We start from the raw sequence: 14,382 nt of genomic DNA on the forward strand, positions 1-14,382 counted from the left end.
ATTTGCTGCCAAAATTGCCGAGATCCGGGCATCTTGGACTGCTGGTCGGTCACGATTCATGGAGTCGCACCAACGGTCCAGGTCCACGGAAGGGCAGCCATGCCGGGCAAGAGCACCATCACCGTTCACGCCGACCGCGAGGTCCACCCCAGCCGTGCCGTGGCCCCGCCCATCTACCAGACGGCGGCGTTCTCGGCCGAGGACGCGGAGACGTTCGCGCACGGTGCCGTGGAGCCGCGCGGCAAGGACTTCTACACCCGGTTCGGCAACCCGAACCACGCCCAAGTCGCCGCTGTCGTGGCCGAGTTGGAGAACACCGAGGCGGCCATGGTCACCGCGTCCGGGATGGCCGCGCTCACCACGTCCGTGCTGGCCCTGGTGTCCGCCGGTGACCATGTCATCGGCCAGCGGTCCACCTACGGCGGTACGGCGTCGGTGCTGCTGAACCTGCTGCCGCGACTCGGCGTGACGACCACGCTGGTGGACCAGACCGACCCGGAGGCGTTCGCGAAGGCGCTGACCCCGCGGACCCGGCTGATCCTGGTGGAGACCCCCAGCAACCCGCTGCTGCAGATCACCGACCTGCGCGCCGTAGCCGAACTGGCCCGCGCGCACGACGTGTTGACCATGGCGGACAACACCTTCGCCACCCCGCTGAACCAGCGGCCGGTGGACTTCGGCATCGACCTGGTGTGGCACAGCGCGACCAAGTATCTGAACGGTCACTCCGATGTGTCCGCGGGAGTGCTGGCCGGGCCGGCGGAGCTCCTCGACCGGATATGGGACGTGGGTCTCCTGACCGGTGCCACGCTCGGCCCGATCGACGCGTGGCTGTTGCTGCGCGGGATGCGCACCCTGCCGCTGCGGGTACCCCGGCACAACGCCAACGGGCTTGCCCTGGCTGAGCAGTTGAACTCGCATCCGGCGGTGGCGAAGGTGCACTATCCCGGGCTGGCGACGCATCCGCAGCACAAGCTGGCCGTGGACCAGATGACTGGTTTCGGCGGGGTGCTCGGCATCGAGTTCGCCGGTGGGTTCGAGATGGCCGACGCGTTTCTCGGCAAGCTGCGCTACCCCCGCCGGTCGGCCAGCCTGGGCGGGGTGGAGTCGCTGGCCGTGCATCCGGCGTCGATGTGGCGCGGGATGCTCAGCGAGGAACAGCTCGCGGAATCGGTCCCGTTGGGGCTTGTCCGGCTGGCGGCGGGCACGGAGGACACGGCGGATCTGGTCGCGGACGCGGTCGCCGCGGCGGACGCGGTGCTCACTGAAGCGGCGTCCACCTGAGCGGCCCACGCCCCTCGCTGGTGACGCCACCCCTCACTGGTGACGCCACCCCCTACTGGCGATGACACCCCCACCCCCCCCCACTGGTTAGGAGATCCTCCGATGACGAAGAAAACCCTGCTCACCGGCGGCACCGTGGTCAGCATGGACCCGGCCGTCGGCGATCTCGCACGCGGTGACGTGCTGATCGAGGACGGTGTGATCGTCGAGGTGGCCGCGCACATCGACGCGCCGGACGCCGAGGTGATCGACGCGAGCGACCGGATCGTCATGCCCGGCTTCGTCGACAACCACCGCCACTCCTGGCAGACCGCGTTCCGAGGCGCCGGCGCGGACTGGACGTTCCCCGAGTGGGCGCTGGCCATGCACCGCACGGTCAAACCCCACTACCGGCCCGAGGACGTCTACGTCGGCACCCTGCTCGGCCGCCTGGAGGCCCTGCACTCCGGTGTGACCACGATGCTGGACTGGTACCACGTCGCGCAGACCCACGACCACGAGGACGCCGCCGTCGCCGCGCTGCGGGACGCGCCGGGGCGGTCGATCTTCTGCCTCGGCGCCGGTTGGGGCACCGCCGACTCCGTCGCCGCCGACATCCGCCGCGTCCGCTCCGAGCTGCCCGGCGACGGCCTGGTCACCATGGCGCTGGGCCTGCGCGGCCCCGACGACACCGGTATGGACACCGTCGCCCGGGAGCTGAAGCTGGCGGCCGAACTCGGCCTGCGCACCAGCCTGCACATCGAGGCCGCCGGTACGGTCACCGACCTCCACGAACACGGCCTGCTGCGGGACACCACCACCTTCGTGCACGCCAACGGGATCAGCGACGAGGAGCTGCGCATGCTCGCCGGCGCGGGCGCTTCGCTGTCGATCAGTCCCGACGTCGAACTGAAGATGGGGTTCGGATCGCCGGTCACCGGGCGGGCGTTGGCGGCGGGCGTGCGCCCGACGCTGTCCGTCGACGACGTCCCGTCGGTCGGCGGTGACCTGTTCTCCACGATGCGTACGGCCTTCGCCGTGCAGCGCGGTCTGGACGGCGGCCTGCGCTCCCGTGACCTGCTGGAGTTCACCACCGTCGACGCCGCCCGGTCCTGCGGGCTCGACTCCCGCACGGGCAGCGTCACGCCAGGCAAGGACGCCGACCTGATCCTCCTGCGCACCGACGACCTGACCGTGTTCCCGGTCACCGACCCGGTCGGCACGATCGTCAGCGCGGGTCACCCCGGACTCGTCGACACCGTCCTCGTCGCCGGTCAAGTGGTCAAGCGTGACGGGGTGTTGGTTGGCGTGGACCTGCCCGCGCTGCGCACCCGACTGCTCGCGTCCCGGGACCGGATCGCGGCGGCGGCAGGGATTCCGGTCGACGGAACGTGGCGTCCGCGGCCGGAACAGAAGTAGGCGCACGTGGCCGGACCCGGGGCAAGCCCCTGTTCAACGTGCCCGCTCGGGCTCGTCACACCGCGTCCCCGCCCTCCAGCGCCGAAGGGTTCAGCGACGCCAGCAACTTGAGCAGCAGTGCGTGTGTCTGCTCCTGCTCCGCCGGTGTCAGTGCCTGAAGCGCCTCGGCGTGGGCGGCGTCCACCGTCTCCGCGGCCTCCGCCGCGAGTCGTACGCCGGCCTCCGTGACGTGCAGACGCTGGGTGCGCCGGTCGCCGGGCGTGGTGCGGCGCTCCAGCATCCCGCGCTCGACCAGCCCGTTGACCGCCGTACCCATCGACTGCGGGGTGATCGCCGCCCGGCGTGCCGCGGTCGCGCTGGAGACCCCTGGGTCGAGGACCGCCTGCATCAGGGCCCGGTGCTGGGCGAGGGTCAGCTGGAGCGGGCGCAGGGCGCGCTCCATCCGAGCCGCCATGATCTGGCCGATCTGCCAGGCGACGTAGCCGGTGCGGCGGTCGGGATGGTTCACGGGGTGGACCTCTTCTGCGGGGCACTTCGTAGCGGCACTTTTGTAAGGCAGCTGATTGTGATGTACAAATAATATCAGTTGCCTTCTAATCGAGGACCGCTTCCGATGTCCCAGCACGTCGCCCCCCGAACCACCGACGCAACCGGCACGACCGGCCCGACCGGCACCCCCCGGCCGTCGCACAAGCACGCCCTGGACGTGGCCCACCCGCCCCCCGGCCCCGGAAACCTGCGTGCCGTCCTGCTCCCCGTGGCGGTCGTGCTGCTGATCGGTGCCGTGTTCGTCAGCGTCTACCTCGCCGCCTTCCACGCCCCGAGCCCGCATCAACTCCGCGTCGGCACAACGGAGATAGGCACCGCGCAGGCCCACCTGAACCAGGACCTCGACCGCATCGCCCCGGGTGGCTTCACCGTCGAGACCTACCCCGACGAGACCGCCGCCCGGAACGCCGTACAGGACAGAAAGGTCTACGCGGCCTACCTCGGCGACGGAAAGCTGCTCTACGGCAGCGCGAACGGAGCCGCCGTCACCGCGACCGTGACCACCGCCTTCGGCTCCGTGGCCCACGCCGAGCAGCACGAACTCGCCGTCGAGGACGTCGCCCCGGCGGCGGCGGGGGACACCCGGGGCCTCTCCGTCTTCTACGCCGCCTTCGGTCTGGTCCTCGCGGGCTACCTCTTCGGTATGACGACGTACCAACTCGCCCCCCGCCTCCAGTACCGCTGGCGGATGGCCAGCCTGGCCCTGTTCGGCGTCGTCGGCGGTCTCCTGATCGCCACCATCGCCGGCAGCACGGGCTTCGGCGCGCTGCCCGGCTCCTTCCTGCCCCTCGTCGCCGTCATCGCACTGATGGGCGCCGCGGTCGGCGGTACGACGATGGTGCTGCTCCGGCTGTTCGGCTCGGCCGGTGTCAGCCTCGCCTCGATTCTCATGCTGATCCTCGGCAACAGCAGCAGCGGCGGGATCATGCCGGCCGCCTATCTGCCGGGCTGGCTGCGCCCGCTCTCCGAGATCCTGCCGGTCGGCGTCGGCGTCCGCGCGATGCAGGGCCTGTCCCGCTTCCAGAACGACGGCCTGTCCCGCGCCCTGGTGATCCTCCCGGTGTGGGTGCTCGGCGCCGCCCTCGTGCTCTACCTCAAGGACGTGTACCGGCGCGGACCCCGAGCCCAGACGCCCGCGCCCGTGACCGGCTGACGTTGTCCCCGAGCGACACCGTCACCGTCCCCGCCGTCACCATGTTCCACGTCGACGAAACCGGCCTCATCGACGACTTCCGCGTCTACTTCGATCTCGCCCCGCTTTTCGCCTGATCGTCCCCGGACGCGGCATCCTGGACACCGCAGAGGATCTACCTGGACTTCCTCTCGGGAAAGGACCTTTCGATGGACCAGCAGGACGCGCGGGACTCGCAGGACGAGCGGTTCGATGTCGTCGTACTCGGCGCGGGCCCGGGCGGCTATGTCGCCGCCATCCGTGCCGCCCAACTCGGCAAGCGGGTGGCCGTGGTCGAGGAGAAGTACTGGGGCGGGGTCTGTCTGAACGTGGGCTGCATCCCGACCAAGGCCCTGTTGCGGAACGCCGAGTTGGCGCACATCTTCACCCGCGAGGCGAAGACCTTCGGCATCAAGGTCGAGGGGGAGGTCTCCTTCGACTACGGCGAGGCGTTCCGCCGTAGCCGCCGGGTCGCGGACGGCCGGGTCAAGGGCGTCCACTATCTGATGAAGAAGAACAAGATCACGGAGATCGACGGCCGCGGCACCTTCCTCGACCCGCACACCCTCCAAGTGGCGGGCTACGACGGCGAGTCGCGCACCATCGGCTTCGAGCACTGCATCATCGCGACCGGCGCCACCCCCAGGCTGCTGCCCGGCACCAAGCGCACCGCGCGCGTCGTGACGTACGAGGAGCAGATCCTCGCCGACGATCTGCCGCAGTCGATCGTCATCGCGGGCGCCGGCGCGATCGGTATCGAGTTCGCGTACGTGCTGCACAACTACGGCGTGAAGGTCACGATCGTGGAGTTCCTGGACCGGGTCGCACCTCTCGAAGACGTCGAGGTCTCCACCGAACTCGCCAAGCAGTACCGCAAGTTGGGCATCGACGTCCTCACCTCCACCCGCGTCGAGTCGATCGACGAGTCCGGCCCGCAGGTCCGCGTCACCGTCACCGGCAAGGACGGCGCGCAGCAAGTCCTGGAGGCCGACAAGGTGTTGCAGGCGATCGGCTTCGCCCCGAACGTCACCGGCTACGGCCTGGAGAACGCGGGCGTACGGCTGACCGAGCGCGGCGCGATCGACGTCGACGGCCGGTGCCGCACCTCCGTCCCGCACGTGTACGCCATCGGCGACGTCACCGCGAAGCTGATGCTCGCGCACGCGGCCGAGGCGATGGGCGTGATCGCCGCCGAGACCCTCGCGGACGCGGAGACGATGGAGCTGGACTACGCGATGATCCCGCGCGCCACCTACTGCCAGCCGCAGATCGCCAGCTTCGGCTACACCGAGGCGCAGGCACGGGAGTTGGGGCACGACGTCAAGGTCGCGAAGTTCCCGTTCACCGCGAACGGCAAGTCGCACGGCCTCGGCGACACCACCGGTTTCGTGAAGCTGATCAGCGACGCGAAGTACGGCGAACTCCTCGGCGGCCACCTCATCGGCCCCGACGTCACCGAACTCCTCCCCGAACTCACCCTGGCCCAGCAGTGGGACCTCACCGTCCACGAGGTCGCCCGCAATGTGCACGCCCACCCGACGTTGGGCGAGGCGGTGAAGGAAGCGGTGCACGGCCTCGCGGGGCACATGATCAACATGTGACGCACGGGTCAACCGGCCCTCCCCGCTTGCCGAGTCGCCCTTGGGGGCGCCTGCCGATGGGGCGCCTGCCGATGGGTCCCCCGAACGACTTTGCCAGTCCTTTACAACCCATCCGCCCGCTGCCTCGTCTCTCCGCTCGATCACTGACCCGCCCCACCGCCGAACCGTCGCTCGACGGACCCGGTGGGGCGGCCGACGAGAGAGAGCGATTCATGCGCCGAACTGTCCTCAGCGCCCTGGCACTCACGTGCGGCGCGGTCCTGGCGTCCACCGCGCCCGCGTTCGCGGCCGGGGCCTCCGCGGCCCCGACCCGCACCCCGTCCGCGGTGCCGAGCGCCACCAGGGCGCCGACCCCGGCCCCCACCGCCGAACCCACCCGCAGCGCGTCCACCGCGCCCTCCGCCGAACCGTCCGCCGCCTCCACCCGGGCCCCGAGCCAGGTCGCCGAGGTCCCCAGCGGCGCCCCGGACACCGGTGTCACGACGGGGTCGAAGTCGTCCGACGACATGACGACCGGGCTGGCCGGTGCGGGAGCCGCCGCGCTGCTCGTCGGCGGCGGCGCCTTCGTCGTCGTACGGCGCCGGAGGACGACCGGCGTATGACCTCGCTCTCCAGGCGCGCCTTCGTCACCGCGGCGACGGCAACGCTGCTCGCGGGCTGCGGCGGCGGGAACGGGACGACCTCGTCCGCGAACGCCCCTCAGCGGCAAGGGAGTTCGACGCCTTCCGGACAGCCCTCCGCGCCTTCCTCCGCCAAGACGGCACACGCCCTCGCGCGTTCCGTCCCGGTCACCCTGCGCGTCCCGGCGATCGGGGTCGACACCCCGGTCATACAGCTGGGGCTGGCCTCGGACGGCACCGTGCAGGTGCCGCCGATCACCGCGCACGACCGGGCGGGCTGGTACCGGCACTCACCGACACCCGGCCAGACCGGGCCGTCGGTGATCCTCGGGCATGTGACCGTCGGCGCGTACGGGGACGGCGTCTTCCGCCATCTCGCGAAGCTGCGCAAGGGCGACCGGATCGAGGCGGGCCTGGAGAACGGCACGACGGCCACGTTCACCGTCACCACCGTACGGACGGTCGCCAAGGCCGACTTCCCGTCGGACGAGGTGTACGGGAACGTGGCCCGTCCCGAACTGCGTCTTATCACCTGCGGCGGGACCCGCACCGGTACGGGATACCTCGACAACGTGATCGTCTTCGCCACGCTGACCGGCTGAACTCCCGTACCCCGTAAGTACTTTGCACGTCACGACCATGGAGAGCGTTGAAACGGTCCCGCGAGAGGGCAGCGTCCGAACTGTTCGCCGCCGTCTACCCGCGCCTCGCCGGCTGGTGCCGCCGTCTCGTCGACGACGACGAGACGGCCCACGAGATCGCCTCCGAGGCGTTCACCCGGCTCTGGGCCCGCTGGACGAAGGTGACGGAACCGCGCGGCTTCCTCTACGTCACCGCGGCCAACCTCGTCCGGGACCACTGGCGCAAACTGGAGCGCGAACGCCGGGCCGTGCGCCGCGCCACCACGGAGGAGGCGATCCGGCCGCCGACCGAACAGAGCGACCCGTCCGTACGACTGCTCGTCCAGTCGCTGCCCGAACGACTGCGCGTCCCGATCCTCCTGCACTACTACGCCGACATGCCGATCCGGGAGGTGTCCGTGCTGACCGGACGCAAGGAAGGAACCATCAAGGCCGACCTCCACGCGGCCCGCGAACTGCTCCGCGCCCACCTGAGGAGAAGCCTTGACCACACACTTTGACGAGGGAGACGGGGAACCGGGCCGCGACCTCGACGACCCCCTCACGGTCATCCTGCGCCCCTCCTCCACCGAGTACCTCGGCCCGCCCACCGGCCGCTACGAGTCGATCCGCCGCGGCGCGAACCGCCGCCGCCTGCTCCGCGCGACACTCGGCGCCGGCGCGACCTGCGCGGTGATCGCCCTCGCGGCCCTCCCCTTCCGCCTCTCCCACCACGACTCTCCTACGACCCCCACGGTCCCCCTCGCCCCACCCCCCGCGAGCAGCAGCGCTCCTACGGCCTCGCCGTCCCAGGCCCCGTCCGCGACGAAGGCGCCCAGCTCCACCCCCACCGCGAGCCCGAGTTCCCCCGCGGACGTCCGCACCCCGAGCCGCACCGTGGTCCCCACCACGGAACCGTCCAGGGTCGCGTCGGAGCCGTCGGCCGTGGCGACCCAGGCGCGATGACCCGGCCCCGATAACTCCCGCGTCCACAGGGGCAATTGCAGCCATTCCTGTCGCGCATCTTGCCGACAATATTGCCGGGGCGTTACACAAGTGGGTCATGGGAAGGACGACCACACTCCGCAGTAGAGTCCGCACCATCCTGGCAACCGCAAGCGTGCTCGGCCTCGGGCTGCTGTCCCCGATCGCCGTCCACGCACTGAAGTCCACTCCCGCACAAGGGAGTTCGGAACACTCGTCCCTGGTGGTGTCCACCGCCACCGGCAAGGTCAGGGGACAGGCCCAGACCGGATACGACGCCTGGCTCGGCATCCCCTACGCCGCCAACCCCACCGCCGCCGACCGCTGGACGGCCCCTCGACCCGCCTCCGCCTGGAGCGGCATCCGCGACGCCTCCCGCTTCGGCGACCGCTGTGCCCAGTCCTCCGGCTGGGACCCCGGCTACGAGAAGACGATCACGACCGAGGACTGCCTCGACCTCAACGTCTATGCACCACAGGGGAGTACACAGGGCGGTACACGGGGGAGTGGGACCGACACCCCGGTCGTCGTCTGGATCCACGGCGGCGGTTTCACCGGCGGCGCCGGACAGGACACCAACCCGCGCAAGTTCGTCCAGCAGACGGGCGCGATCGTCGTCACCGTCAACTACCGCCTGGGCCCGCTGGGTTACCTCAACCTGCCCCAGCTCCGCGCCGAGAACGCCAACGGCGCCGGAAACTACGGCCTGTTGGACCAGCAGACGGCGCTGCGCTGGGTCCGGTCCAACATCGGGCACTTCGGCGGCGACGCGAAGAACGTCACCATCGTCGGCCAGTCCGCGGGCGGCAGTTCGGTCTGCGACCAGCTCGCCTCGCCCACCGCCAAGGGCCTGTTCGCCCGGGCGGTCATCATGAGCGGCGGCTGCGCCCTCCAGACGGCGGCGGCCGGTGAGACGCAGAGCCAGGCCTTCGTCAAGGAGATCGGCTGCGCCACCGCCTCCGACGTCCTCGCCTGCCTGCGCGCCAAACCGGCCTCGGCGATCGTCGCCGCCCAACTGAAGGCCCCGATCCGCCCGTCCCTCGGCGGCACCGCGTTCCCGGTGGACCCGGGGACGGCCGTACAGACGGGGAACTTCACCAAGGTCCCGGTCATGCTGGGCCAGACCAACAGCGAACGCGGCCTGTTCACCTTCCAGAACTACGACTACCTCGGCACACCGATGACCGCCGACCAGTACACCCAGGCGGTGAGGTCGACGTACGGCACGAACGCGGACAAGGTCCTCGCCGAGTACCCGCTCACCGCCTACCCCACCCCGGGCCAGGCCTGGACCGCCGTCCAGAACGGCTCGACCTCCTACGACCGCCAACAGCTGATGGCGCGACTGTCGAAGTGGGTACCGACGTACGCCTACGAGTTCGCCGAGAGCGACACCCCGCACTTCACCTCGATCTACCGCCTCCAGCAACAGAGCGCCACGGCAAGGGACTTCCCCTTCGGCGGAGCGATCCACGTCGATGACCTCGGTTACCTCTGGGACTACCTGGGCCAGACGTTGCCCTACGACGACGACCAACTGGAGCTGTCCCGCCAGATGATCACCTTCTGGGACCACTTCACCGCGACCGGCACCCCGAACGGCTCCGGCACCCCGAACTGGCCGAAGTACCGCACCAAGACAGGGGAGTTGATGTCCCTGAAGGCCTGCGACACGGCACCGTCGAGCAACGAACCCCCGGCGGCCTGCTCCAAGGTCACCCGTGACTTCGCCCAGGAACACGACCTGGACTTCTGGCAGAGCCTCGGGTCGTAGCGACGACACCTGTCGGCCGACACACCACACCTGTCGGCCGACAGGTGCCGGCATTATTTTGAACGTGTTCAATTCTCGGCGTAGGCTGCCGCCATGAACGACAGAGCCGCCCTCCTGAAGGGCATCCGCGCCTGGCTGGTCCTGTTCGTCGTCTGTCTGGTGCTCAGTGGCGCCACCGCTTTTCCGCTGGTCCACGAACTCCGTTGGACCGAGGACGTGTTGAGGTCCCTGTCCGTACCGCACTACCTGCCCACCCTGATGGACTGGATCGTGCAGGTGCGACAGGGACTCGACACCGCCGACACCGACTACCCCTTCCTCCTCTACGGCACGGACTGGCTGGCCTTCGCGCACCTCGTCATCGCGGTCGCCTTCTACGGCCCCTACCGCGACCCGGTCCGCAACATCTGGGTCGTCGAGTTCGGGATGATCGCCTGCGCCGGGATCGTTCCGCTCGCCCTGATCTGCGGGCCGATCCGCGGAATTCCCTTCTGGTGGACGGTGATCGACCTGTCCTTCGGGATCATCGGGATCGTCCCGCTGTACGTCGTGCGGAGGAAGATCAAGCGTTTGGAGGCCGTGACGTTCGAGTCAACTCCCGCCCTCATCCCGGCTACTTGAGCGCCGCCAACGCGATCCGCTCCGCGACCGCGTTCATCGACTCGCCCTTCGCATCCGTCGAGTTGACCGAGTAGACGAGGGTGCGGGACAGGTCGCGGGTGGCGAGGACGACGGCGCTGTAGCCGTACCGGGAACCGGACTTGAGCCAGTAGACCTTGCCGCCGTACTCGAAGCGCTGGAGCCCCGCGCTGTAGCCGGCGCCCTCGATGCCGGCCGGGACCGTGAACATCTCCTTCAGTTGCGGGCGCGGCACGATCCGGCCCCGGAACAGTGCCGTGATCAGCCGTTCCAGGTCGGCGGTCGTCGAGATCATGTCGCCGGCCGCCCAGCGGTCGGCCTGGTTCCAGTTCGTGACGTCCACGAACTCCTTTGTGCCGTCGGCCTGTTGGACCAGCTGGTAGCCGTGGTTGTGCGGGCCGAGGATGCGCGGGTCGGTGCCGGGGAAGTAGGTGTCCCGCATGCCCGCCGGGCGCAGGACGAGCCGGGTGGCCTCCGTGGCGTACGAGTGACCCGTCACCTTCTCGATCAGCAGGCCGAGGATCGTGTAGTTGACGTTGAGGTAGTCCTGCCGCTCGCCCGGCCGGAACTCCGGGCCCTTCGCCACCGCCGACGCCACCACCTGCCTCGGCGTGAGCGTGTCGAAGCGGTGCGCGTACTGGTCCTCGAAGGCGTCCCCGAAACCGTCGCCTGCCTGGATGCCGCTGGTGTGGTTCAGCAACTGCCGTACGGAGATGGGCTCGAAGGCCTTCGTGAGGAGCCCCGGCAGGTAGTGCTGGATCGGGGAGTCCAGGTCGACCTTCCCCTGCGCCGTCAGCCGCAGCACGGTCGCCGCCGTCACCACCTTCGTCGTCGAACCGGCCCGGAAGCGCGCGTCGGGGTCGGCGGCGGCACCGCTCTCCAGATCGTGCACGCCTGAACTACCGCGCCAGGTCCCGTCCGTGCCTCCCACTCGCACGAGAGCCGCCGTCGCGTCGGAGTTCGGGAGCCCGGTGAGCGCGGCGCGCAGGGCTTCGGCGTCCGGTCCGGCCGTCGCCCGCGCGGTGGTCGACGGGGACGCGGCGAACGCGGGTGCGGCCAACGGGCCTGCCGCGAGGGCCAGTACGAGGGAGGCGGTGAGGGCGGTGGTGGTCCGGCGGCGGGGGCGCATCGGCTGCTCCTGGGATCTCCGGCGAGGTGGGTGTCGGTGATCAGCCTTGTCCGGTACGGCCGTTCGCGGATCGTCGGCGAGGAGGGCGCCCGTCCCTGATGCCGCCCGGGTCAACTGTCGTACTGCGTAAGGGTGTTGTAGGGGTTGCCCCCTACGGGATCGAGCCAACTCGGCACGCCGCAAACGGTGTTGAAGCCGGGTCCCGCACCCGGCATCGCACTCGGCGCCGTAAAAACTGTTATCCCGGAAGCCTTCACTCCGTCTCCCTCTGCGTCCCCCAGTCTCCTCACGCACCGGAGCCACCCACATGGCCACCAGCGCCCGCAAGCCCACCAACAAGCACCGCCTCACCCGCCGGGGCCTCTTCACCCTCGGCGGCGGAGTCGCGGCGGCGGGAGTCGTCGGCGGCGGTATCGCCGCGTTCTCCGGGGGAGGGGCGGACGCCGCGCAGACCGGCACAGCCACCGCCATCGGTACCGCCACCGCCCGGCCGCAGGCCCTCGTCCACCCGGGCATGCTGCACAACGCCGGCGACCTGAACCGCGCCAAGGTCCGCGTCGCCGCCCGCAAGGACCCGTGGCTGTCGGGCTGGACACGGCTCACCGCCAACCGGCACTCCGACAGCACCTGGCAGGCCCGCCCGCAGGCCACCGTCGTACGCGGCGGCACCGGCCAGAACTACGTCACCCTCTACAACGACATCCACGCCGCCTACCAGAACGCCCTGCGCTGGCGGATCGGCGGCACAAAGGCCAACGGCGACACGGCAGTCGCCATCCTCAACGCCTGGTCGGCCACCCTCGCCACGGTCAGCGGCAACTCCGACCGCTTCCTGGCCTCCGGCATCTACGGCTACCAGTTCGCGAACGCCGCCGAACTCGTCCGCGACCACCCGGACTTCGAGTTCGCCCGCTTCAAGAAGATGATGACCACGGTCTTCAAGCCGATGAACATCGACTTCCTGACCAACCACAACACCGCCAACATCACCAACTACTGGGCGAATTGGGACCTGTGCAACGTCGCCTCCCTCATGGCGACCGGCATCCTCTGCGACGACCGCGCCACCTTCGAACGCGGGGTCACCTACATGAAGTCCGGCGCGGGCAACGGTTCGTTCCAGCACGCCATCCCCCTCGTCTACGACGGCCAGGGCCTCGCCCAGTGGCAGGAGAGCGGCCGCGACCAGGGCCACACCATGATGGGCATGGGCCTGCTGGGCGCGATCTGCGAGATGGCCTGGAACCAGGACGTCGACCTCTACGGCTACCTCGACAACCGGTTCATGAAGGCCGCCGAGTACGTCGCCAAGTACAACCTCGGCGGGGCCGTGCCCTTCACGACGTACGCCTGGCGCAGCGGCCAGGGCAACGGCAAGTACATGGAACAGCCTGTGATCTCCGACATAGCCCGGGGCGCCGTACGCCCGGTTTGGGAGATTCTGCACAACCACTACGCCCGCCGCCGACGCCTCTCCGCCCCGTTCATCACCCTCATGGCTGAGAAGGTGCGTGCGGAGGGCGGTGGCGGCGACTACGGCCCGAACAGCGGCGGTTTCGACCAACTCGGCTTCGGGACGCTGCTGTACAGCAAGTGACACCGGGCGGTATCGGATGATGCCGGGGAGGGCGGGGAGCGACATGGACGGGCGGCAGTGGCGCTCCACCATCGCGGCGGCGCAGGCCGGTGACCGGCGGGCGCTGGACGAACTGGTCGCGGGCTGGCTGCCGTTGGTCTACAACGTGGTCGGCCGCGCCCTCAACGGCCACGCGGACGTGGACGATGTGGTCCAGGAGACGATGCTCCGCGCCGTCGACCACCTGGGCTCGCTCCGCGACCCCGACAGCTTCCGGTCCTGGCTGGTGGCGATCGCCATGCGCCAGATCCGGGACCGGGCCCGCCGCCGCAAATCCCCGGACCAACTCCCGGACGGGCTACCGGGGGACGCCGCCGACTTCGCCGAACTCACGGTCCTGCGGCTCCAGTTGGAGGGGCAGCGGCGCGAGGTCGCGGAGGCGGTGCGCTGGCTCGACGACGAGGACCGCCAACTCCTCTCCCTGTGGTGGCTGGAGGTCGCGGGCGAACTCACCCGCCGCGAACTGGCATCGGCGGTCGGCATCAGCCGCCAGCACGCGGCGGTCCGCGTCCAGCGGATGAAGGAACGCCTGGAGACCGCCCGGGGCATCGTCCGCGCCCTCGACACCGCCTGCCCCGACCTGCGCGACGTCACCGCCCGCTGGGACGGCCGCCACGACTCGGTCTGGCGCAAACGCATCGCCCGCCACCTACGAGGCTGCGCCTACTGCGGCGACCCCCGCGAGTCCGTCGTACCGGCGGAACGCCTCCTCGTCGGCATCGCCCTCGTCCCGCTGCCGATCGGGTTCACGCTGTCGTTGGCGTTCGGCGCGAAGACGGCGGCGGCTGCGACGGGGGTGGCGGGAGCCGCCTTCGGATTCGGGGCGGCAGGGGGCGCTGGTGCTACGGGTGTCGGTGGTGCCAGTGGTGCCGCAGGGGCGGCGGGCTCGGCGGGTGTTGCGGGCGCGGCAGGTACCGCCGGGAGCGCGGGCGCCGCGGGCGCCGCGGGCGCCGCGGGCGCCGCAGGCTCGGCCGGGG

At 70.2% G+C, this 14,382-nt stretch carries 14 protein-coding genes; 12 read left to right on the forward strand and 2 right to left on the reverse strand.

Annotated features, from left to right (window positions below):
• Positions 1-99: 99 nt before the first annotated feature.
• Both SPR02S_RS19845 and SPR02S_RS19850 read left to right on the forward strand, forming a co-directional pair.
• Positions 100-1,284 carry a trans-sulfuration enzyme family protein gene (locus SPR02S_RS19845; protein ID WP_019058735.1) on the forward strand — a complete coding sequence of 395 codons (1,185 nt, stop codon included), beginning with the start codon at positions 100-102 and terminating at the stop codon, positions 1,282-1,284.
• Positions 1,285-1,386: 102 nt separating this feature from the next.
• Entirely contained in the window at positions 1,387-2,682 is a 1,296-nt protein-coding gene (locus SPR02S_RS19850) for an amidohydrolase family protein (RefSeq protein WP_019058736.1), read from the forward strand.
• Positions 2,683-2,737: 55 nt separating this feature from the next.
• Here SPR02S_RS19850 and SPR02S_RS19855 read toward each other — a convergent pair whose 3' ends face one another.
• Positions 2,738-3,190 carry a MarR family winged helix-turn-helix transcriptional regulator gene (locus SPR02S_RS19855; protein ID WP_019058737.1) on the reverse strand — a complete coding sequence of 151 codons (453 nt, stop codon included), beginning with the start codon at positions 3,188-3,190 and terminating at the stop codon, positions 2,738-2,740.
• A 105-nt stretch (positions 3,191-3,295) separates the two neighbouring features.
• Between SPR02S_RS19855 and SPR02S_RS19860 the strand changes: the two genes are divergently transcribed.
• The 8 genes from SPR02S_RS19860 (at position 3,296) to SPR02S_RS19900 (ending at position 10,622) form a co-directional block, all read left to right on the forward strand.
• Positions 3,296-4,384, forward strand: coding sequence for an ABC transporter permease (locus SPR02S_RS19860; protein ID WP_019058738.1), 1,089 nt, complete (start codon positions 3,296-3,298; stop codon positions 4,382-4,384).
• Between the two features lie 188 nt (positions 4,385-4,572).
• Positions 4,573-6,003, forward strand: coding sequence for a dihydrolipoyl dehydrogenase (lpdA, locus tag SPR02S_RS19870; RefSeq protein WP_019058740.1), 1,431 nt, complete (start codon positions 4,573-4,575; stop codon positions 6,001-6,003).
• Positions 6,004-6,215: 212 nt separating this feature from the next.
• A complete protein-coding gene (locus SPR02S_RS19875) occupies positions 6,216-6,605 on the forward strand; it encodes a hypothetical protein (protein WP_019058741.1) in 390 nt (129 codons plus the stop codon).
• Entirely contained in the window at positions 6,602-7,225 is a 624-nt protein-coding gene (locus SPR02S_RS19880; RefSeq protein ID WP_019058742.1) for a class F sortase, read from the forward strand. Before SPR02S_RS19875 ends, SPR02S_RS19880 begins: the two co-directional genes overlap by 4 nt.
• Before the next feature lie 47 nt (positions 7,226-7,272).
• The gene (locus tag SPR02S_RS19885) at positions 7,273-7,764 is read left to right on the forward strand and encodes an RNA polymerase sigma factor (protein WP_019058743.1); all 492 of its coding nucleotides are present in this window, start codon (positions 7,273-7,275) and stop codon (positions 7,762-7,764) included.
• Positions 7,748-8,209, forward strand: a complete 462-nt coding sequence (locus SPR02S_RS60295) for a hypothetical protein (RefSeq protein ID WP_078622943.1) — start codon at positions 7,748-7,750, stop codon at positions 8,207-8,209. The genes SPR02S_RS19885 and SPR02S_RS60295 overlap by 17 nt, the downstream gene beginning before the upstream one ends.
• A 97-nt stretch (positions 8,210-8,306) precedes the next feature.
• On the forward strand, positions 8,307-10,001 hold the full coding sequence (locus tag SPR02S_RS19895; RefSeq protein WP_026150707.1) for a carboxylesterase/lipase family protein: 1,695 nt from the start codon (positions 8,307-8,309) through the stop codon (positions 9,999-10,001).
• Positions 10,002-10,094: 93 nt separating this feature from the next.
• Positions 10,095-10,622 carry a hypothetical protein gene (locus SPR02S_RS19900; RefSeq protein WP_019058746.1) on the forward strand — a complete coding sequence of 176 codons (528 nt, stop codon included), beginning with the start codon at positions 10,095-10,097 and terminating at the stop codon, positions 10,620-10,622.
• Here SPR02S_RS19900 and SPR02S_RS19905 read toward each other — a convergent pair.
• Complete coding sequence (locus SPR02S_RS19905; protein ID WP_019058747.1) at positions 10,615-11,769, reverse strand: serine hydrolase domain-containing protein; 1,155 nt, start codon at positions 11,767-11,769, stop codon at positions 10,615-10,617. The genes SPR02S_RS19900 and SPR02S_RS19905 overlap by 8 nt on opposite strands.
• Before the next feature lie 307 nt (positions 11,770-12,076).
• Between SPR02S_RS19905 and SPR02S_RS19910 the strand changes: the two genes are divergently transcribed.
• Together SPR02S_RS19910 and SPR02S_RS55975 are read left to right on the forward strand one after the other, a co-directional pair.
• Positions 12,077-13,366 carry an alginate lyase family protein gene (locus tag SPR02S_RS19910; RefSeq protein ID WP_019058748.1) on the forward strand — a complete coding sequence of 430 codons (1,290 nt, stop codon included), beginning with the start codon at positions 12,077-12,079 and terminating at the stop codon, positions 13,364-13,366.
• Between the two features lie 43 nt (positions 13,367-13,409).
• The coding region (locus SPR02S_RS55975) for an RNA polymerase sigma factor (protein WP_245607582.1) at positions 13,410-14,382 on the forward strand (973 nt) is incomplete at its 3' end.

The organism is Streptomyces prunicolor NBRC 13075, from assembly GCF_000367365.1.
GTDB lineage: Bacteria > Actinomycetota > Actinomycetes > Streptomycetales > Streptomycetaceae > Streptomyces > Streptomyces prunicolor.

Bases quoted from the DNA above. Each gene is read 5' to 3' on its own strand.
- SPR02S_RS19845 (WP_019058735.1), top strand. From the start codon at position 100: ATGCCGGGCAAGAGCACCATCACCGTTCACGCCGACCGCGAGGTCCAC.
- SPR02S_RS19850 (WP_019058736.1), top strand. From the start codon at position 1,387: ATGACGAAGAAAACCCTGCTCACCGGCGGCACCGTGGTCAGCATGGAC.
- SPR02S_RS19860 (WP_019058738.1), top strand. From the start codon at position 3,296: ATGTCCCAGCACGTCGCCCCCCGAACCACCGACGCAACCGGCACGACC.
- lpdA (WP_019058740.1), top strand. From the start codon at position 4,573: ATGGACCAGCAGGACGCGCGGGACTCGCAGGACGAGCGGTTCGATGTC.
- SPR02S_RS19875 (WP_019058741.1), top strand. From the start codon at position 6,216: ATGCGCCGAACTGTCCTCAGCGCCCTGGCACTCACGTGCGGCGCGGTC.
- SPR02S_RS19880 (WP_019058742.1), top strand. From the start codon at position 6,602: ATGACCTCGCTCTCCAGGCGCGCCTTCGTCACCGCGGCGACGGCAACG.
- SPR02S_RS19895 (WP_026150707.1), top strand. From the start codon at position 8,307: ATGGGAAGGACGACCACACTCCGCAGTAGAGTCCGCACCATCCTGGCA.
- SPR02S_RS19900 (WP_019058746.1), top strand. From the start codon at position 10,095: ATGAACGACAGAGCCGCCCTCCTGAAGGGCATCCGCGCCTGGCTGGTC.
- SPR02S_RS19905 (WP_019058747.1), bottom strand. From the start codon at position 11,769: ATGCGCCCCCGCCGCCGGACCACCACCGCCCTCACCGCCTCCCTCGTA.
- SPR02S_RS19910 (WP_019058748.1), top strand. From the start codon at position 12,077: ATGGCCACCAGCGCCCGCAAGCCCACCAACAAGCACCGCCTCACCCGC.